At 44.8% G+C, this 18,560-nt stretch carries 22 protein-coding genes; 6 read left to right on the top strand and 16 right to left on the bottom strand.

Annotated elements, in window-relative coordinates:
• Positions 1-345 precede the first annotated feature (345 nt).
• The 4 genes from N39L_RS00200 to N39L_RS00215 all read right to left on the bottom strand — a co-directional run bounded on the left by N39L_RS00200 (position 346) and on the right by N39L_RS00215 (position 1,945).
• Positions 346-585: a type II toxin-antitoxin system HicA family toxin gene (locus tag N39L_RS00200; protein ID WP_006615911.1), complete on the bottom strand. Its 240-nt coding sequence runs from the start codon at positions 583-585 to the stop codon at positions 346-348.
• A 17-nt stretch (positions 586-602) separates the two neighbouring features.
• Positions 603-815, bottom strand: a complete 213-nt coding sequence (locus N39L_RS00205) for a hypothetical protein (protein WP_006615910.1) — start codon at positions 813-815, stop codon at positions 603-605.
• 169 nt (positions 816-984) lie between these two features.
• Complete coding sequence (locus tag N39L_RS00210) at positions 985-1,359, bottom strand: hypothetical protein (RefSeq protein ID WP_148261835.1); 375 nt, start codon at positions 1,357-1,359, stop codon at positions 985-987.
• Complete coding sequence (locus N39L_RS00215; protein ID WP_035735168.1) at positions 1,328-1,945, bottom strand: hypothetical protein; 618 nt, start codon at positions 1,943-1,945, stop codon at positions 1,328-1,330. The genes N39L_RS00210 and N39L_RS00215 overlap by 32 nt, the downstream gene beginning before the upstream one ends.
• A 16-nt stretch (positions 1,946-1,961) precedes the next feature.
• Between N39L_RS00215 and N39L_RS00220 the strand changes: the two genes are divergently transcribed.
• Positions 1,962-2,099 carry a hypothetical protein gene (locus N39L_RS00220; RefSeq protein ID WP_158307535.1) on the top strand — a complete coding sequence of 46 codons (138 nt, stop codon included), beginning with the start codon at positions 1,962-1,964 and terminating at the stop codon, positions 2,097-2,099.
• A gap of 116 nt (positions 2,100-2,215) precedes the next feature.
• On the opposite strand, the gene N39L_RS00225 is transcribed toward N39L_RS00220, so the two are convergent.
• From N39L_RS00225 to N39L_RS00250, 6 genes are all read right to left on the bottom strand, one after another.
• Positions 2,216-2,455, bottom strand: coding sequence for a type II toxin-antitoxin system HicA family toxin (locus tag N39L_RS00225; RefSeq protein WP_006615911.1), 240 nt, complete (start codon positions 2,453-2,455; stop codon positions 2,216-2,218).
• 17 nt (positions 2,456-2,472) lie between these two features.
• On the bottom strand, positions 2,473-2,685 hold the full coding sequence (locus N39L_RS00230; RefSeq protein WP_006615910.1) for a hypothetical protein: 213 nt from the start codon (positions 2,683-2,685) through the stop codon (positions 2,473-2,475).
• 169 nt (positions 2,686-2,854) lie between these two features.
• The gene (locus tag N39L_RS00235) at positions 2,855-3,106 is read right to left on the bottom strand and encodes a hypothetical protein (RefSeq protein WP_148261836.1); all 252 of its coding nucleotides are present in this window, start codon (positions 3,104-3,106) and stop codon (positions 2,855-2,857) included.
• Positions 3,107-3,197: 91 nt separating this feature from the next.
• On the bottom strand, positions 3,198-3,839 hold the full coding sequence (locus tag N39L_RS00240) for a hypothetical protein (RefSeq protein ID WP_043468807.1): 642 nt from the start codon (positions 3,837-3,839) through the stop codon (positions 3,198-3,200).
• A 94-nt stretch (positions 3,840-3,933) separates the two neighbouring features.
• Positions 3,934-4,119: a hypothetical protein gene (locus N39L_RS00245; RefSeq protein ID WP_148261837.1), complete on the bottom strand. Its 186-nt coding sequence runs from the start codon at positions 4,117-4,119 to the stop codon at positions 3,934-3,936.
• Entirely contained in the window at positions 4,113-4,751 is a 639-nt protein-coding gene (locus tag N39L_RS00250; RefSeq protein ID WP_014273928.1) for a hypothetical protein, read from the bottom strand. The genes N39L_RS00245 and N39L_RS00250 overlap by 7 nt, the downstream gene beginning before the upstream one ends.
• Positions 4,752-4,800: 49 nt before the next feature.
• On the opposite strand from N39L_RS00250, the gene N39L_RS00255 reads away from it, so the two are divergent.
• The 3 genes from N39L_RS00255 (at position 4,801) to N39L_RS00265 (ending at position 7,226) form a co-directional block, all read left to right on the top strand.
• Complete coding sequence (locus tag N39L_RS00255; protein ID WP_148261838.1) at positions 4,801-4,980, top strand: hypothetical protein; 180 nt, start codon at positions 4,801-4,803, stop codon at positions 4,978-4,980.
• Positions 4,981-5,054: 74 nt separating this feature from the next.
• Positions 5,055-6,086, top strand: coding sequence for a tetratricopeptide repeat protein (locus N39L_RS00260; RefSeq protein ID WP_231852062.1), 1,032 nt, complete (start codon positions 5,055-5,057; stop codon positions 6,084-6,086).
• 42 nt (positions 6,087-6,128) lie between these two features.
• On the top strand, positions 6,129-7,226 hold the full coding sequence (locus N39L_RS00265) for an FkbM family methyltransferase (protein WP_014273930.1): 1,098 nt from the start codon (positions 6,129-6,131) through the stop codon (positions 7,224-7,226).
• Between the two features lie 67 nt (positions 7,227-7,293).
• Here N39L_RS00265 and N39L_RS00270 read toward each other — a convergent pair whose 3' ends face one another.
• The 4 genes from N39L_RS00270 to N39L_RS00285 form a co-directional block, all read right to left on the bottom strand.
• Positions 7,294-8,319: a methyltransferase domain-containing protein gene (locus N39L_RS00270; RefSeq protein ID WP_043467810.1), complete on the bottom strand. Its 1,026-nt coding sequence runs from the start codon at positions 8,317-8,319 to the stop codon at positions 7,294-7,296.
• A 73-nt stretch (positions 8,320-8,392) separates the two neighbouring features.
• Positions 8,393-8,938, bottom strand: a complete 546-nt coding sequence (locus tag N39L_RS00275; protein ID WP_043467813.1) for a hypothetical protein — start codon at positions 8,936-8,938, stop codon at positions 8,393-8,395.
• Positions 8,939-8,940: 2 nt separating this feature from the next.
• On the bottom strand, positions 8,941-9,306 hold the full coding sequence (locus tag N39L_RS00280; RefSeq protein ID WP_014273932.1) for an O-methyltransferase: 366 nt from the start codon (positions 9,304-9,306) through the stop codon (positions 8,941-8,943).
• 49 nt (positions 9,307-9,355) lie between these two features.
• A complete protein-coding gene (locus tag N39L_RS00285) occupies positions 9,356-16,201 on the bottom strand; it encodes a tetratricopeptide repeat protein (RefSeq protein ID WP_014273933.1) in 6,846 nt (2,281 codons plus the stop codon).
• A 152-nt stretch (positions 16,202-16,353) separates the two neighbouring features.
• On the opposite strand from N39L_RS00285, the gene N39L_RS00290 reads away from it, so the two are divergent.
• Both N39L_RS00290 and N39L_RS00295 read left to right on the top strand, forming a co-directional pair.
• Positions 16,354-16,551: a hypothetical protein gene (locus N39L_RS00290; RefSeq protein ID WP_043467816.1), complete on the top strand. Its 198-nt coding sequence runs from the start codon at positions 16,354-16,356 to the stop codon at positions 16,549-16,551.
• Positions 16,536-17,147: a hypothetical protein gene (locus N39L_RS00295; RefSeq protein ID WP_148261839.1), complete on the top strand. Its 612-nt coding sequence runs from the start codon at positions 16,536-16,538 to the stop codon at positions 17,145-17,147. The genes N39L_RS00290 and N39L_RS00295 overlap by 16 nt, the downstream gene beginning before the upstream one ends.
• Here N39L_RS00295 and N39L_RS00300 read toward each other — a convergent pair.
• A complete protein-coding gene (locus N39L_RS00300; RefSeq protein ID WP_014273935.1) occupies positions 17,094-17,927 on the bottom strand; it encodes a DUF2887 domain-containing protein in 834 nt (277 codons plus the stop codon). The genes N39L_RS00295 and N39L_RS00300 overlap by 54 nt on opposite strands.
• The gene (locus tag N39L_RS00305; RefSeq protein ID WP_043467822.1) at positions 17,917-18,555 is read right to left on the bottom strand and encodes a hypothetical protein; all 639 of its coding nucleotides are present in this window, start codon (positions 18,553-18,555) and stop codon (positions 17,917-17,919) included. Before N39L_RS00305 ends, N39L_RS00300 begins: the two co-directional genes overlap by 11 nt.
• Between the last annotated feature and the right edge of the window lie 5 nt (positions 18,556-18,560).

Raw genomic sequence — 18,560 nt, forward strand, 5'->3', positions numbered from 1 at the left:
GTGTCTCAATTATCCCCATTTTAGCGAACGATAGGCCCTAGCCATTGGTGGCTGTTGTTTAAGTCCCAGAAACCGGGTTTCTTAATCAAAAATTTGCCAGGTGGTGGAAAGGTGGTGAAATTATTGGTTATAAATCTAGGAATTTTGTCAAGTACGGATAACCGAATACTTTATGGCGGGAAACCGATATAAGTGACGGTTTGAGTGGGGGGTGTCGAGGTGGTGGCGATAGGTCGCACTCCGACCCTACGCGATACGTCGCACTCCGAGGCTGCGCGATCGCACTTCTGAGACTCTAAGCGATCGCCCGAGTTGTGGGGATATCTAAACTCAAATGAGGGTGACTTACAATGTATTGATAATGTCGGTTTTAGTGACTCCTTTGTGTCGGGAAATTGATCGTAAAATACTATTGAGAGTTCCCAGTCGCAAAGGGTTATGATTGGGAATGCTAATCCTTTGATGGTGGGGCAACTCTGTTTCTAAAATAATGTGGCTCCCCTGTTGGTGAACAACCTCATAATCCCATTGGCGACAGAGAATGTCTGCCAAATGAGTCCCTTTAATATCTCTGGGGATTTTCATCGATAATTTGGATCGATCTACTGGATGACTAAGATTTCTTCTTTGACTAGATGTAGCTTGACATTGGGACAGCTAGGTTGGTCGAAATAATAGCCTTTGACGGCTTCATTGACATGGATTCGCAACGCTTCCCAATCATCACCCTGAGTGAAGATATCCTCGGTCAAACATTCGGCTACAAATCCGCCATCTTCTTCCTGATACACTTCAAAAATGATGACTGGATTCATTTTTATCCTCCTCGTTTATGGTTGACATCAATCCTAAAAAATGGTCGCTATTTTTATTCAAACTTTGACCCAGAAGAAGCCTGTTCGTTTCCGATCATACCACAAGGCGATCGTTACAGTGTGGGACGATCGCGTTCTGATCGGCTCCCATCCTCTCAACCCCCAGCTCTCATTCCCCCATCGGAATCGCTGACGACACCCGTTGCGCGCGATAGGTCGCACTCCGAGGCTGCGCGATAGGTCGCACTCCGAGGCTACGCGAACGCATTCCGGCACCCGGACACGACGCGGAAGGTGTTTGATGTGATGTAGCGGGTGAAGCCGTCCCCACAGAAGCGCGATCGCATTTCTGAAAGGGTAGGCGATAGGTCGCACTTCCGAGAGGGTAGGCGATACGTCGCACTCCGAGGCTACGGGAACGCGCTTCCGAGAGGGTAGGCGATACTTCTGGCGGGCACGCTACGCGATACGCCCTACGGGCACGCTGCGCGAACGCCAACTCTGGCTGTAATTTACCATTGGCGGGGACGGAATTTATCATCATTTAAAATCACGACGCTATCTCCTGACTGTGCCAACACAAATAAGCCGCGACGGTAGCCATAGCGGGCGACTTCTTCGGGAACCACCATTCCGGCGACGGCTCCCATGGCTTTGACATCACTATAACGGGGCATTAACCGCTTGAATTTTTCGAGTCTTTCCAGGTGTTCGTCGATGTCGGTTTGGCTGAGTTTACTTTTGACTTCCACTAATATGGCTTGGTCGCTGTTGACGACGAGCAAATCAATTTCTAGGGCTTCTCCAAAGCGTTTAACCGAGAGGTCGCCGTGAAATTCATTGACAGCAATTCCCCTTTTTTGAAACAGTTGCACGACGGCGGGGCGTACCTGCCATTCGACAAATTCTCCGAGGCGGTTTCCCAATTTGCCTAATTCCTGGTTGAGTTTTTCATTCTGTTGTTTGATGATTCGTTCGGTTTCCCGGAAGCGGCGATCGCTTTCTTGGGACTGTTCCCGGAAGCGGCGATCGCTTTCTTGGGATTGTTCTTTGAGGAGTCGTTCAGTTTCCTTTTGGGCTTCTATGAGTTCTCCTAGCAGCCTCCAAACATCGTCAGCATTGGTGGTCATGGGGGTTGTCCTCTGGGTGATTTCAATCATCCATTTTAGCCACTTTCCACTATGCGATCGCTTTCTGGTAAGATGCGATCGCACTTCCGAAAGGCTAGGCGATACTTCTGGCGGGCACGCTGCGCGAACGCACTTCCGAGAATGTAGGCGATAGGTCGCACTTCCGAAAGGCTAGGCGATACTTCTGGCGGGCACGCTGCGCGATCGCACTTCTGAGACTCTAAGCGATCGCCCGAGTTGTGGGGATATCTAAACTCAAATGAGGGTGACTTACAATGTATTGATAATGTCGGTTTTAGTGACTCCTTTGTGTCGGGAAATTGATCGTAAAATACTATTGAGAGTTCCCAGTCGCAAAGGGTTATGATTGGGAATGCTAATCCTTTGATGGTGGGGCAACTCTGTTTCTAAAATAATGTGGCTCCCCTGTTGGTGAACAACCTCATAATCCCATTGGCGACAGAGAATGTCTGCCAAATGAGTCCCTTTAATATCTCTGGGGATTTTCATCGATAATTTGGATCGATCTACTGGATGACTAAGATTTCTTCTTTGACTAGATGTAGCTTGACATTGGGACAGCTAGGTTGGTCGAAATAATAGCCTTTGACGGCTTCATTGACATGGATTCGCAACGCTTCCCAATCATCACCCTGAGTGAAGATATCCTCGGTCAAACATTCGGCTACAAATCCGCCATCTTCTTCCTGATACACTTCAAAAATGATGACTGGATTCATTTTTATCCTCCTCGTTTATGGTTGACATCAATCCTAAAAAATGGTCGCTATTTTTATTCAAACTTTGACCCAGAAGAAGCCTGTTCGTTTCCGATCATACCACAAGGCGATCGTTACAGTGTGGGACGATCGCGTTCTGATCGGCTCCCATCCTCTCAACCCCCAGCTCTCATTCCCCCATCGGAATCGCTGACGACACCCGTTGCGCGCGATAGGTCGCACTCCGAGGCTGCGCGATAGGTCGCACTCCGAGGCTACGCGAACGCATTCCGGCACCCGGACACGACGCGGAAGGTGTTTGATGTGATGTAGCGGGTGAAGCCGTCCCCACAGAAGCGCGATCGCACTTCTGAAAGGGTAGGCGATACGCCCTACGGGCACGCTGCGCGATACCTCGCACTCCGACCGTACGCGATCGCACTTCCCAGAGAGTAGGCGATAGGTCGCACTTCCGAGAATGTAGGCGATACGCCCTACGGGCACGCTACGCGAACGCCAACTCTGGCTGTAATTTACCATTGGCGGGGACGGAATTTATCATCATTTAAAATCACCACGCTATCTCCTGACTGTGCCAACACAAATAAGCCGCGACGGTAGCCATAGCGGGCGACTTCTTCGGGAACCACCATTCCGGCGACGGCTCCCATGGCTTTGACATCACTATAACGGGGCATTAACGGCTTGAATTTTTCGAGTCTTTCCAGGTGTTCGTCGATGTCGGTTTGGCTGAGTTTGCTTTTGACTTCCACTAATATGGCTTGGTCGCTGTTGACGACGAGCAAATCAATTTCTAGGGCTTCTCCAAAGCGTTTAACCGAGAGGTCGCCGTGAAATTCATTGACAGCAATTCCCCTTTTTTGAAATAGTTGGACGGCGGCGGGGCGTACCTGCCATTCGACAAATTCTCCGAGGCGGTTTCCCAATTTGCCTAATTCCTGGTTGAGTTTTTCATTCTGTTGTTTGATGATTCGTTCGGTTTCCCGGAAGCGGCGTTCGCGCAGCGTCTCGGAACGAGAATCGCTTTCTTGGGACTGTTCCCGGAAGCGGCGATCGCTTTCTTGGGATTGTTCTTTGAGGAGTCGTTCAGTTTCCTTTTGGGCTTCTATGAGTTCTCCTAGCAGCCTCCAAACATCGTCAGCATTGGTGGTCATGGGGGTTGTCCTCTGGGTGATTTCAATCATCCATTTTAGCCACTTTCCACTATGCGATCGCTTTCTGGTAAGATGCGATCGCACTTCCGAGAGGCTAGGCGATACGCCCTACGGGCACGCTGCGCGAACGCACTTCCCAGAGAGTAGGCGATAGGTCGCACTTCCGAGAGGGTAGGCGATACGCCCTACGGGCACGCTGCGCGATCGCACTTCTGAGGTAGGCGATAGGTCGCACTTCCCAGAGGGTAGGCGAACGCCAACTCTGGCTGTAATTTACCATTGCCGGGGACGGAATTTATCATCATTTAAAATCACGACGCTATCTCCTGACTGTGCCAACACAAATAAGCCGCGACGGTAGCCATAGCGGGCGACTTCTTCGGGGACGACCATTCCGGCGACGGCTCCCATGGCTTTGACATCACTATAACGGGGCATTAACCGCTTGAATTTTTCGAGTCTTTCCAGGTGTTCGTCGATGTCGGTTTGGCTGAGTTTGCTTTTGACTTCGACTAATATGGCTTGGTCGCTGTTGACGACGAGCAAATCAATTTCTAGGGCTTCTCCAAAGCGTTTAACCGAGAGGTCGCCGTGAAATTCATTGACAGCAATTCCCCTTTTTTGAAACAGTTGGACGGCGGCGGGGCGTCCTGGGCATTCGACAAATTCTCCGAGGCGGTTTCCCAATTTGCCTAATTCCTGGTTGAGTTTTTCATTCTGTTGTTTGATGATTCGTTCGGTTTCCCGGAAGCGGCGATCGCTTTCTTCGGATTGTTCCCGGAAGCGGCGATCGCTTTCTTGGGATTGTTCCTGGAGGAGTTGCCGGGTTTCTTGAAATTGGCGTTCGGTTTCTTTCTGGGCTTCTGCCAGTTCCGCCAGCAGCCTCCAAACATCGTCAGCATTGGTGGTCATGGGGGTTCCTCTCAGGTGTCTCAATCATCCATTTTAGCCACTTTCCACTATGCGATCGCTTTCTGGTAAGATGCGATCGCACTTCCGAGAGGCTACGGGAATGCACTTCCGAGGCGATAGGCGATCGCACTTCCGAGAATCGCTCGGTAGGTGTTTGTCAAGTTGCGTCAGTCTGGTGATAGGGTATAATGCTGGGATATGTCAGGGGGTGGATGTGTTGGTCAGCTAGTTATGAGGAGTGGTGAGGGAATGAGTGCGGGTGAGTTGCTGAGACAGGCGAATCAGTTGAAACGGTCTGGGAAGTTGGATGAGGCGATCGCTCTTTATCACCAGGTAATAGATATTAACCCCCATTTTGCTTGGGCTTATCATGGCTTGGGGGATGCTTTGGCTAAACAGGGCAATTTAGAAGAGGCTGTTACTTGTTATTCTGAAGGCTTGAAAATTAATCCGAACTCAGCTTGGCTATTTTATAGTTTGGGGGAGGCTTTAGCGGAGCTGGGAGATTTAGAGGCGGCTGTTGAGTATTTACACAAGGCGGTCGATATAAACCCCCAAATCAAGATAAATAATAAATATAAAATAATAATATATAAAGATTATGAGGTTGGCAAAAATCCCAAACCGAATTTCCCAAAAGATTCAAATGCTCCTTCACAAGCAGATCACAAATACCTGGGAATAGTCAAAACGCAAAAAACTCTATCAAACAGGAATGAATATGTTCTTTACAGGTATCTGGATGATCGCGGAGAATTTGATTATAATCTCTATGCTCGAGTTCAAGAAGCTGGAAATCAACGTAAATTAAATAAGGTATGGGTCAAAAAAGAGAATATTCAGTTTTTATCTCAATATATTCAGGAGGAGTTGGCACAGGTGAGTTATGGAATTTGTCATGGTACTAGACGAGGATTAGAGCAAGCCTGGTTCCGTGAATTTTTAAATGCTGATGTTATGGGGACTGAAATATCAAGTACGGCATCACAATTCCCACATACTATCCAATGGGATTTCCACAAAATAAAGCCAGAGTGGCAAGATTTTTTTGATTTTATTTACACTAACTCATTTGATCATTCCTACGACCCTGAAAAATGTTTGAACGCTTGGATGTCTTGTCTGACGAAGCATGGAGTGTGTATTATTGAACACTCCAAATATCATGGAGTTGATTCAACCTCAGAATTAGACCCTTTTGGTGCAGAGCATAATGTGATGCCTATTCTGATAAATCGGTGGGGTAAAGGTAACTACACAGTTAAAAATGTATTAAAATCTCCCATAAATGATGGCTTTGAAACTATATTTTTTATAATTTCAAAATGCGTATAGGTTGATTTTTTATTTACAAAAACTTTTGTATTTCCAATAGTTATGAATAATGATAAAAGTATAAATTCCTCCCATTTATTGAAACAAGCTAACCAGTTTAAGCGAGTGCAAAAGTTCAATGATGCTATCAAAATTTATCATCAGGTAATAGAAATTAACCCCCATTTTGCTTGGGCTTATCATGGCTTGGGGGATGCTTTGGCTAAACAGGGGAATTTAGACGAGGCTGTTGCTGCTTATTCCCAAAGTATAAAAATTAATCCTAACTCGGCTTGTTTGCTTTATAGTTTGGGGGACACTTTAGCGCAACTGGGGGACTGGGAGGCGGCTGTTAAGTATTTACAAAAGGCTGTTGATTTAAAACCTAGTTATGATAGGGGGCATGAGAGATTAAGTCAAGCAGTCAGTCAAAAAGAAAGGCTATTTGGTGACAAATATATCAGTTTACTTAATGATACAGATAACGGGAATTGGAGGATTAAAGATAGCAAAAATCACCCCAGAAAATCCTCATTATTTATTGATTGTGGTGGCTATGATGGATGTTCTGCTATCAAATTTTTAATGAGTCATTTAAACTATGATTGTGTTAGTTTTGAACCCAACCCCGATTTATGGGATTATTACACAGAAATTCCCACAAAGTTAATTAAAAAGGCAGTGTTTACATACGATGGCACAATTGAATTTACAGTTGACCCTGTAGATGCTGATGGTAGTTCTTTACTCTCAGAGAAAAAAATTGATTTTCATGGAAAAGTTACTAATGAAAATTGCCCAGTAATTACTGTTGATTGTATCGATTTATCTGCTTTTATTTCTCAGGTATCACAGTTATACCAAAAAATTATTTTAAAACTGGATGTGGAAGGTGCGGAATATGACATCCTTGAAAAGATGGTTCAAGAAAGAACAGTTCGTCATATTGATAAACTATACTGCGAATTTCATTGGCATAAAGTAAATATCCGGAAAGAAAGACATGATAAATTAATCAGCAAACTCCAAGAATTTATTGAGATAGAAAATTGGGATGGTCAAGATATGAGTGTTCACAAAAAGCAAGTAGGCTATCAAAAAATAAGAGATAATATTCTGATATCAATTAATATCAATCGCAGGACTTTATATAGGTTATAGTTTATCACAATTGTGGAACTGTTTCTATATAGAATATATTCGCGATTAAATATAAATGATAAATTATTTATTCGCGTAACAGTACAAATGTAGCGCCCCTAGTCAGTAAATCCTTGACAGGATAGCGCTTATAATGAGCAGTTAATCTCTCAACATCAATATCTTTTTCATCAAGTTTGAAAACACGAGTTGTCTTGACAGAAAAACCAATATTATCAAATATTCTGATCATATCTACATCCCTCATTCCATTAACATCCTTTTTTTTGTTATCGTAATAAAACATAAAGGGATGATATTCTGGGAGATCATGTCTGTGGTCAGTAAAATCAACTGCATGTATTGCCACACCTCCAGGTTTTAATAAAGAAAACTGCTGTCGCATAACTTGCTCAAAGTCACGTACGTGCTCAAGAACAGACGTAGACATGATTAAATCAATGCTGTTTTGTTGAATACCGTCTATTGATTTTTGGACTGTTATCCCTTCATTGATATGAATACCGTTATCTGGTACGCCATCAGCCGATATTATCTCTATTTTTTCATAATCAATAGTTGCGACTCGTCGTTTCATCTCCTCAGAATCAATTGGTAGCAGCTTATACTTTTCAAGCTTGGATAGAATTAACTTTGCAGTCTCCAGCGCTGCAAGGTAAGGGAGTTTTCGATCAGGTCTCGCCGTTTCAACTGCATAAATATGCCTGGCCATATTTGCAAATAACAATATTGATATTCCCAACATATCAAATCTGCCACTTCCAAAATCTATGATACTCGCGCCCCTTATTTTTGAGGGCGGAAAAATGTCAGGTGCAGCAGCTAGTCGTGCCTTCAAATGCTCCATTGACCTGTTGGGGTTAAGAAAGCAAAAGCGATGATCCAGAACATAGGCGTCAATTATGGCTTTTACCTCTGACATTCGCCTTCCCACATTTCTATCATTATATCGAGGGTTAGTTAGTGTATTCCTAATTTGATTAACATCAAAGCCATATTCACCCATCAAAGCTAACGCTTCATCTCGCTCAGTTGGAATAATTATTTTTGCAAGTATGGAAAGCAAACTACCATCATCTAATTTGAGTGTCATATTAATTGATTCGATAAAGTATTAGAGTATCTTAAAGTTGGGGACAAAAAATTACTTACTATGCTATGTAATTCTATTGCTTAATAGTTTCTAACAAAGAAATATATTTCATACACTCATCTCTTTGATTATGACCTATTTCTAGCGGATACTTAATCGCCTGTTCTACAAATTTTTGAATATCTTGATCAGTAACATCAAGTTTGATAGCACCCATATTATAGCACATATCCCAGCCAACAATTTTAGACCCAGGCCAGAGTGTCGTCACTAGGTTCACGCCTCTACAGGGTTTGGGTGAAGGAACACCAAACTCGACACAATTTGCAAGCCAACGTTCCATTACCTGCGTGTCTTGGAGTAATATCCAGCAATCCTTCGGCAGTAACTGCGAGATTGAGATTGTATCAATGCATGGCCATGGGTGCATATGATTAGCATCGATAAAAGCTAAACCAGGCTCTGTTACCATTATCTCATGCTTAAGTTGAAATGAATTTAAGACAATTTCAGGACTTGTTACTTCAACATTCAGCTTCCAATATTTTGTTAAAGAGGGGTAATTCATTGAGACCACTCTACCTACCTCATGTTTTTCATCACCGTGTAGACGAAGCAAATCTACACTATGCAAAATATTCTACCATCTTCCACAAGACCGAGTTTGTGCCCTGCATACAAGATGAATGCTGAAGACACTCCAGAACAGCAACCAATCTCGATTACAGAAGAAGGCTTAATCGCAGTCAAATATGCAGCTATAAAAAAAGCATCGCCTGCTGTAATCGGTCCGCCAAAACTGCCCTTAAACCGCTTTTTGAAAAAACCATTTACAATTTCACAGACATCCTCCCAATCGTGATCATCAAAGTTACTAAATTCAGGCACTAAATTCTTCAAAGCAGATGCTGTTGAAACAGTTCCATATTTTAGTTTTTCCAATTCAGAACCAAAAAAAATATTACTAAGTAATTTATTTCTTATCATCTTGTCTGTCTACCTTTATTGTATGCTAATTTAGCTTTAACGATGTTTTCTATAGAGAATTAACTCTATGATTTAATGACAATGACCCTGAAATTTTGCAAAGAACTTCAACCGCATTTTGCCAACGCTCTAAAACCAGTTCAGCTTGATAAGGTTGGATCATTTGAATGGCCGTCTTAGAAGCTCGGCTACGAAAAATATCATCGTCCATTAACCAAGTAAGACTCTCACATAAGCGATTAACAAGAATCTCGTTAATCGCTTTATCCTCCACTGTCGGGATTACTTTATTCTCTGCGTTAATTTGCCATAAATCAACATCATCAATTAACAAGCCATTACGTTGATCAACAATCAACTCATTCACACCAGGGCAAGATTTAAATCCAATAGATGGTATCCCAGATGCCAAAGCTTCAGCAAGAGAGTTGGGAAAACCCTCAAAAGCAGATGGCAATACAAAAATAGAAGATTTAGCAAATTGCATATCAATATTGGTGATAGAGCCATTTATTTCAATTTTATCGGTAATACCTAACTCCTCAGACAAATTCTTTAGTTTACTACCATCATTATGATATTCATGTCCAAAAAACTTCAGTTTCCAATCATCTCGACCAAATGAGGCTTTAGCAAAAGCTTTAAGTAAAATATCTTGTCTTTTTTGTTGAAACCAGATTCGAGCTACACAAAGGATTACTTTTTCTCGCACAACTTTAGTTTTTTCAGGAATCTGAATTGGGTTAGGAAGAACTACAATCCGATCACGAAGTTGATGAGGAAAAAATGTTTTGAAAGACTCAAATTGAACAGAAACCATAGTAGCTGCCATATAGACTGCATAATAATCCTCAATATTAAAACCTTTCCAGTATGTATCCATAGAGAAAACAGGACTTGCTCTTTCTGATAACATATATGGTACTTGATTATTTAAGAAAGCCTGAGAGATACGAACTAAAACAGAGCCAGATGCTAATACTAATGCTGCTGAAGGAGAATAGGATTTTACTAATTGACTCATAACTTCAACATTACGAACGTCCACATTACGCACTATTACACCAGGGGAAAGAGGATAAACAGGATGAGGCTTGATATGACGATTGCCAGAGCTAAAAATTAGAACCTCATAGCCATTTACAATTAGGTAATTAGCTACACGAGCCGCTATACGTTCAGCACCACCACGTATACGGCTGATAGCAGGACAGTATATCATTATACGTTTGCGATGTGATTTTTGAGCAAAAGCAAAGTAAGGATCAATTTGGGTAATTTTGAAACTTTTCTCTGAAAATGTGCGTGGATTTAACGTTGATACCGGATCCTCATGAGGTACATTAGCCAGCATTTTTTTCACCGACTCATTGTGCATCCAATTTTCCAAACCGTAAGATGAGTAAAAGCTTTCCTGTTCAAGATCGATAATGCGTTCACCAAATGTTTTGGCTGCATCTTTGACAAAATCAAGTGCACCCTTATGTAAATCATCGAAAAATATTTGATTGATTGACCTATCTAACTCATTTTTAGATTCACGCAAAGGATTTCCGATTGAATCAAATCCTACAAAAGATGCTCCTTTTTCAGAAAGAAAAGCTTCATAAAGAATGGTATCAGGATTATGGCTTCTAGCAAATTTATCAATCATGCCTAAATAAGAATCAAAAGTCCGTCCAGGCGCATTTTTATAAATTTCATAATTATTGATAATATAGAAACCATGAATAGATAAACCAGTAATTTGAGATAATGCTGACTGAAATGTTCCTTTACGCCCAACATCAAACAGTGCAGTACGAGCACTATTACCTAATGCTTCACGATAATAGTTTATCAGGTTGTTATACTGAGATTCGGTTTCATTTTTTAAATAATCAACATTATTACGCAACAATGAAAAGACATATTCATGATGCTCTATCATGAGACTCGATAAAACAATCTCAAAATGTTTACCTACTGAATTTTGAATAATATTTAAACCAATTTTCCCAAACCTTTCATAGACAAATTTTTCAACGGTCAACTCATGTGTGTAACCAATTTCTAGTATAGACTCAATACCCCCCTGTAGTTGTAAAAAATAAGGAAATAAAACTTTTCGAGAGATAGGTAAATAAATTGATTTATATTTTTTACCAGCTACGGAATCTACAAGCTTGCAAACTTGCAATGGCAAATATCCATCTCGTGCAAGCCAAGCTACTTTTTGAATACCTTTTTGTTCAGAAACCCTCCTCAGCCATAAAACCAAAGAAAGAACGAATGGTCCGAGTACGGTATACCCAAAATTAGATGCATTTTCAAGGTTGGCTACGCCCTCTAAACTGTCAGCAAATAAACGTTCTAAAATTAGAGCATAATTATATCTAGTTGGCTGGCTTTTAATGTCTTTGATTTTTGGAAATGGTGGTATAATTCCGATTAAAGTATTAGGCAAAGAATTTAATAAAATCTTCCTGTAGTCATTAATTCGCATAGCCTTGCAACCAACAGATTCTGGCATTTTAATATCAGAATTTAAATTATCACCGATATGCAGAATGGAACCTATTTCTACATTAAGTTGTCTGGCTACTACAGGGAAAATAGTACCGTGTTTTTTAGTGGCGTTTGACTCACAAGAAAGGTACAAATTAAAAGGAGGTTCATATCCACATTTGGTTAGCATTTCTATAATAACACTGCGTGGTAAGTACATATCTGAGCAGAGTATCAGCTCTTTTCCGATTCTCTTTGTATATTCATAAAGCCTCCCTACAGAATCTCGTCTACTAATAAATTGTAATTCTGTATCTATCTCAATTTGTTTTAATTTATCTATCTCTTTAACTGATAAACATAACACAGCACCTAATTCTTCATAAATATTATCAATTGTAGGATCTTGATTAAGCATTTGTTTTTTCAATCGTTCACGTACCGAATTTTCAGCCAAAACTCTATAAAATGAAAAATCTATTTTATTCAAAATTGTTTTAACAGTTCGATCCTCTGCTAAATATAAGAATAGATCTTGAGGCTCCAAACACCGTCTCGTTAACAAAGTATCAAATATATCAAATGATACTACTTTTATTCTATTACTAGAAATTGCTCTAACAATTCTATCATATTTGTTTTCTTCCATCGTATTAACCAATTTTTTGGTGTCTAAATTTTCTGAATAAATACCATCCAATGGTCTGTAAACATGACTATAAAAATTAACATATTTATTATCTCTGAATTGATGCCCAACCTTAATGGTATTAGGCTTGATTTCTGTTAAAAATAAAGCATACATCAAAGTGAATTGATCACGCTCAGTTCCTTCTTGGTATTCTTTCCACCAAAGCTCATTTAAGTATTTTATTTTAGTTGTGTTTGTTCTAAAAATAAAGGCATTTTCAAATAAACCATTATTTTTTGGATAGTTGATAGATTCATATTTCTCTAATGCTTTTTGACAAAGATCACGATTATAAACAACTCTATCTTTGGAATTCATGACATAATGAATTTCATCATAAACACAGTTGCGCTTGTAATGTTTATAAAGGGCAATATCATGACCTTCCATACATTCTTCCACCATTTTCAGGACATCAGGTGTTTTGAGTTCCAGGCTAGAGTCAATATAAACGCTGATATCATGCTGGGGTAAATACTTGTGTGGCAAAATTTTGGGCAATCTTGAAGCTCGTCTCGGATTTTCTGAAAAATCGTTAATCTGAACAACCTTCCAGGTTTGTGATTTAATATCTTTCCGGTCAGTAAACAGAATATACTCAACCCTAGGGTCAACAGCCAGGGGTTCCTTCACCGACTCATAATTGCCAAAGTTACAAGTATAAACAATAATCTTTTTACCCTTAGTGATTGTCTTATGACTTACTAAACTCGACCAAACCGACCCAACAGCAGGGAACCCAGCCCACAGCAAATCAAACCCCTCTGACAAAAAGCCGGCCGAATCCCGAACCCCCTCCACAACCCCAGCCAACCGGGATATATTCACCTCAAAACCAAACTCCGCCGCCAACAACTCCCGACCCAAAGCCCCCAGCCTTTTCATCTCCGCCGGTTCCGACAGTAGCCGACCCAAAGCCTCGGCTAAATTCCCCTCAGCCACCGGAACCACAGCCCCCGACTCAATCACATCGGCCACCGCCGCCGTCTCCGACAGCAACACCACCAACCCCATTCCCAAAGCATCCGATAACTTCGCCGGAATTTGGTACTGCGACACCTCAGAAGCCACATCCTGCAACAGTACACAAATATCTCCCGCCGCCACCACATCCGGGATAGACTCAAAGGGCTGGTTCCCCACAAACACATAGTCCACCCCAGAAATCCCCTGTAACTTCTCCTTCAGACCCCCATCAGTAAAATCGCCAATAATCGCAAATACTACATCCTGTCGCCCCAAACTCGCCAAAGCACGAGCCGTCGCTACCAGACCCTTATAGCTTCTCGGAGTCCCAAAAAACAGCACCACCTTCTTATCTGGAGCAATACCCAACCTTTCCCGACTCTGCCGCCGCCCTTCGGAGGAAGGCACAAACCGCCCCTCATCCCGTGCATGACGAATCACCACCCCGCCATAACGCTCCTGTAGAGCCGGATTCGAGACCGTCACCCCATCGAACTCCTGCGCCAGCCCCACCGCGATGCGAGTCCACTTCTGACCATCCAAATGCTTCCATTTCGGCAACTGTTCCCCAGACCCCAGGAACTCCCGCCAATTTACAGGTTCTGATGCCTTAACAAAAGCCAACTCCTCATCATCAATATCCACAATCACCCGCGCACCCCAGACCAGCTTATACAAAAGCCCCAAAACTATATTCGGTATCCGAGGCTTCGACAGATGCACCACCTCATAGGGATGAGCCAAAACCAGACCCAAAGCCTGCTCCACAAACCGCCCCTCATCCGCTACCGTCACCGTATGACAAGGAATCTGGGTTCCCCGAATCGGCTCCCACACCTGCCCCCCGTACCGAGGAAACAGACAGCCAATCAACTCCACCTCAGCCCAACCCCCATACAACTGCGCCAAAGTATAGGCACGCCCGGCAGCATTGTGGGACAACTCCCAACCACAGACCCCCACCCGCAGGCGCTCCTTCCCAGCATCCGCCATCACCGATCGCCCCTGATGATGACCCACCGCATCCACCAAAACCCCTTCATCGGAGCCATGCCAAACCCCCACCAGCCCCGGTTCATCTCCCGTCAAAGCCTCATACATCCCCTGGCGAATCTCATCCGCACTCCGGGCACGATTCCAAATCCGCAACTCAGACAACTTGCCATCATTAAAGCGCTTCCCATTAGAATGAGCCATCAACCGCACCGTCGCCTCAGTCCCCACAGCCTCGGACTCCCCGCTCCAATCCGCCTCTCGCCGGAGGACCCCATCAAAATAAATCCGCCCGTATTCCCCCACCTTCCGCACACAAGCCACATGAACCCACTCATGGAGCCTCATATCCTCTCGGGGAACCCAACTCACCGGGTTCTTCAACTCTTTCCCATAGCCATAATACCATTTACCCACCTTCCCATTCTTGAGCAGAAAACAGAACTCATTGCGCTCAAGACTTTCCTTCTTAGCAAGAATATCCGTCCAACTCTCCGGCCACCGTCGCAAATACAGCCAAAACTCGACCGTCAAATCCCCCGTAATACTCAACTCCTGGCGGTGGTCAATTTCCCCATAGGTCCCCAACTCCCGCCGAAAATCCATAACTGAACCCCGACCCGACCCCGGAGCCACCCGCCAATATTCTCCCCATTGCGCCGCCGCTTCCGGCCAGCGTCCCAACCCCATCAAAGCCAACGCCAACCGCCGCCGCATATCCGCCGCCCCCGGATACCGCTCCAGCAGCCACTGCCACTGCTCTACCACATCTGGCCAGCGTCCCAACTCCACCAGCACCCCAGCCCAAAGCCGATGCACCTCCGGCCTATCAACCCCCAACTTGACCGCCCGACGCAACTCCACCACGGCCTCAACCGGACGTTCCAACTGCACCAGGGCCCGTCCCAAACCCAAGGAAGCCTCCCCGGACTCTCCCAACTCCAGGACGACTTGGCGATACTGGTCTACCGCTTCCGACCACCGCCCCAACTTCTCCAAAGCCTCGGCCAAAGCCAAACCCCACTCACCCACCTGGGGATTTATTTCCCAACTGCGACGATACATAGCCAGGGCTTCATCCCAGCGCCCCCGTAGCCCTTCGAGTTTCCCCAGATAAAAATAGGCTTCCCCCTGGTCAGGTTGTAACTCCAGAGACCGGCGCAAACTCGCCTCAGCCCGCTGTAGGTCTGTTCCCGCCTCCACCAAAGCCACCCCCAAACCCAACTGCAATTGGGGGTCATCACCCTGAAAATCGGCCGCCTGCTGCAAATAACCGACGGCTTCGGTAAACCGTCCCTGGCGGCGCAACAGGTGCCCCAACTGTAAATTAAATTCTGCTACCCCCGGCTTTAAGGCGACAGCCTTCCCATAGGCTTCAATGGCTGCTTCCCCATGCTGTTGGTGAACTAATGCTTGACCGAGGGGCAAATAAAACTTATAATAGTCTGGCTTTAATTCCAAGCCCTGATTTAAGGTGGCGATCGCCTCATCCCAAAGTTCCAATTTCACCAAAGCCACGCCGAGGCGATAGTAGCAGAGATAATTGGAACCGAGAGAAATGGCTTGTCGATAAGCCTGAACAGCCCCTTCCCAGTCTTCCAACTGAGTCAAGGCTTCTCCCAAATAGTAGTGATGCCAGGAGAGGTCTGGCGTTAACTCAATACCCCGGCGATACTCAGCTACGGCTTCTTGAATTTTTCCTTGTTGGAGCAGTTGATTGGCTGTTTCCAGGCTAGAGTTACCGACTGTCTGGGTCATACGGGGACACGAGATTAATTACCAAACCATCGCCTATTATATCATACGCTCCGGCGATATGCAAGAAATTAATCGAAATATTTGACAAATACTTTTGGGGAACAGTAAGTCAATGTTGCGTCTGGGGTGTTGGGGAAGTAGGGCGGGTTTATATGGCTGATCGCGAACCAGAATATGGGCTGTTGAACCCGCCCCTACAGGGTTATCTGACCCACCCCACCCATGGGATATTTGGGAAGGCGATCGCGTTGGGGAGTATTGGGAAGGCGATCGCTTTGGGGAGTTTTGGGGAAGGCGATAGAGAGTTTTGGGAAGGCGATCGCGTTGGGGAGTTTTGGGGAAGGCGATAGAGAGTTTTGGGAAGGCGATCGCGTTGGGGAGTTTTGGGAAGGCGATAGAGAGTATTGGGGAAGGCGATCGCGTTGGGGAGTTTTGGGAAGGCGATAGAGAGTATTGGGGAAGGCGATCGCGTTGGGGAGTTTTGGGAAGGCGATCGGGTTGGGGAGTATTGGGAAGGCGATCGCGTTGGGGAGTTTTGGGAAGGCGATCGCGTTGGGGAGTATTGGGAAGGCGATCGCGTTGGGGAGTATTGGGAAGGCGATCGCGTTGGGGAGTATTGGGAAGGCGATCGGGTGGGAGAGTATTGGGGAAGGCGATCGGGTTGGGGAGTATTGGGGAAGGCGATCGGGTGGGAGAGTATTGGGAAGGCGATCGGGTGGGAGAGTATTGGGAAGGCGATCGGGTTGGGGAGTATTGGGAAGGCGATCGCGTTGGGGAGTTTTGGGGAAGGCGATCGGGTGGGAGAGTATTGGGAAGGCGATCGCGTTGGGGAGTATTGGGGAAGGCGATCGCCACCTGCTGTCGGTTCCCAGAAACCCGGTTTCCCAAGAGTTTAGACTCCCCCCTGCAACCAGTGCTGAAAATCCTCCATCCCCCGAAAATCTAACAAAGCCTCCGCCAACTCATCCTTTTGACCCGAGTTGAGAGATATCACCTGTTGCCGTTGCATATCCGACAACTCACCACAGCGACGGGTTAACTGTCGCAACAGCATCTCCGTCTGTGCTTCCTGGCGACCCTTCTGCAACACATCCCGATAAAACCGGGTATCCTCAAGCCTAACCTGGGTAATATCCAACATTTCCCGTATCTCCTCCAAGCTCAACTGTGGAAACTTACTCACCAGTATACTTTCTACCAAATCCAACCGTCGCCGAAATACCTCCTCACTCGCCTCAACATTCAACAAATCACGAGCGCTTTGTGGGGTTTCCGACTCCGGCAATACCAACAACCGCAACAACGCCAAATTCGGACTCAAATCCGACCGACCAATCAAGTCTTCGAGATAAAGCCTTTCCACCAAATTATCTAATAGCAGGCGATAGGGAGTCTCCACCCCAAACCCCTGGCTGCGACTGGAGAAAATCAATAGCCCCCGCCAAGGTCGGCTCACCTCATATTGTCCCAGATACATAAACACTTCCCGAAAAAAGCGACCGTAGAATCCCCTATCAGGCTGCATTTGCGCTTCCACGAACACCAAGGGCAAATCTGGGTTATCATCCCCCACAGGGGTAAATAAGCCATCAATACGCTGTTCCTGTTCTTTGACCACCGGAGCGCTATAATCAAATTGGCAGTCCATGGGAATGCCAGGAACTAACTCAGCAATCAGTTCCGGTTGCCATAGAAAAATGCGATAAAATAGTTTGTCAGTTTTCATCTTTTGGGACGGGGTTGGTGCTGAGTCCAATTTGATTAAGGCTTTGATTAAGGCGATCGCTTGTTTCCAGAAACCCGGTTTTTTCAAAAAACGGGGCGGGTTTATATCGCTGCTGGTGAAGAAGAATATAGGCTGTTGAACCCGCCCCTACAGGAATATGTGACCCCTGGGTGGTTGGGAAGGCGATCGCTTGTTTCCAGAAACGGGGTTTTTCAAAAAACGGGGCGGGTTTATATCGCTGCTGGTGAAGAAGAATATAGGCTGTTGAACCCGCCCCTACAGGAATATGTGACCCCTGGGTGGTTGGGAAGGCGATCGCTTGTTTCCAGAAACGGGGTTTGTCAAAAAACGGGGCGGGTTTATATCGCTGCTGGTGAAGAAGAATATAGGCTGTTGAACCCGCCCCTACAGGAATATGTGACCCCTGGGTGGTTGGGAAGGCGATCGCTTGTTTCCAGAAACGGGGTTTGTCAAAAAACGGGGCGGGTTTATATCGCTGCTGGTGAAGAAGAATATAGGCTGTTGAACCCGCCCCTACAGGAATATGTGACTCCTGGGTGGTTGGGAAGGCGATCGCTTGTTTCCAGAAACGGGGTTTGTCTTTGTCAAAAAAACCGGGTTTCTTCAATTCTG

The organism is Limnospira platensis NIES-39 (assembly GCF_026000695.1).
In the GTDB taxonomy this organism is placed as follows: domain Bacteria; phylum Cyanobacteriota; class Cyanobacteriia; order Cyanobacteriales; family Microcoleaceae; genus Limnospira; species Limnospira platensis.

Coding starts and splice junctions, on each gene's coding strand:
- N39L_RS00250 (WP_014273928.1), bottom strand. CDS start 4,751: ATGACCACCAATGCTGACGATGTTTGGAGGCTGCTGGCGGAACTGGCA.
- N39L_RS00225 (WP_006615911.1), bottom strand. CDS start 2,455: ATGAAAATCCCCAGAGATATTAAAGGGACTCATTTGGCAGACATTCTC.
- N39L_RS00200 (WP_006615911.1), bottom strand. CDS start 585: ATGAAAATCCCCAGAGATATTAAAGGGACTCATTTGGCAGACATTCTC.
- N39L_RS00285 (WP_014273933.1), bottom strand. CDS start 16,201: ATGACCCAGACAGTCGGTAACTCTAGCCTGGAAACAGCCAATCAACTG.
- N39L_RS00265 (WP_014273930.1), top strand. CDS start 6,129: ATGAATAATGATAAAAGTATAAATTCCTCCCATTTATTGAAACAAGCT.
- N39L_RS00280 (WP_014273932.1), bottom strand. CDS start 9,306: ATGATAAGAAATAAATTACTTAGTAATATTTTTTTTGGTTCTGAATTG.
- N39L_RS00255 (WP_148261838.1), top strand. CDS start 4,801: ATGCGATCGCTTTCTGGTAAGATGCGATCGCACTTCCGAGAGGCTACG.
- N39L_RS00240 (WP_043468807.1), bottom strand. CDS start 3,839: ATGACCACCAATGCTGACGATGTTTGGAGGCTGCTAGGAGAACTCATA.
- N39L_RS00300 (WP_014273935.1), bottom strand. CDS start 17,927: ATGAAAACTGACAAACTATTTTATCGCATTTTTCTATGGCAACCGGAA.
- N39L_RS00230 (WP_006615910.1), bottom strand. CDS start 2,685: ATGAATCCAGTCATCATTTTTGAAGTGTATCAGGAAGAAGATGGCGGA.
- N39L_RS00210 (WP_148261835.1), bottom strand. CDS start 1,359: ATGATGATAAATTCCGTCCCCGCCAATGGTAAATTACAGCCAGAGTTG.
- N39L_RS00215 (WP_035735168.1), bottom strand. CDS start 1,945: ATGACCACCAATGCTGACGATGTTTGGAGGCTGCTAGGAGAACTCATA.
- N39L_RS00245 (WP_148261837.1), bottom strand. CDS start 4,119: ATGGTAAATTACAGCCAGAGTTGGCGTTCGCCTACCCTCTGGGAAGTG.
- N39L_RS00290 (WP_043467816.1), top strand. CDS start 16,354: ATGGCTGATCGCGAACCAGAATATGGGCTGTTGAACCCGCCCCTACAG.
- N39L_RS00205 (WP_006615910.1), bottom strand. CDS start 815: ATGAATCCAGTCATCATTTTTGAAGTGTATCAGGAAGAAGATGGCGGA.
- N39L_RS00270 (WP_043467810.1), bottom strand. CDS start 8,319: ATGACACTCAAATTAGATGATGGTAGTTTGCTTTCCATACTTGCAAAA.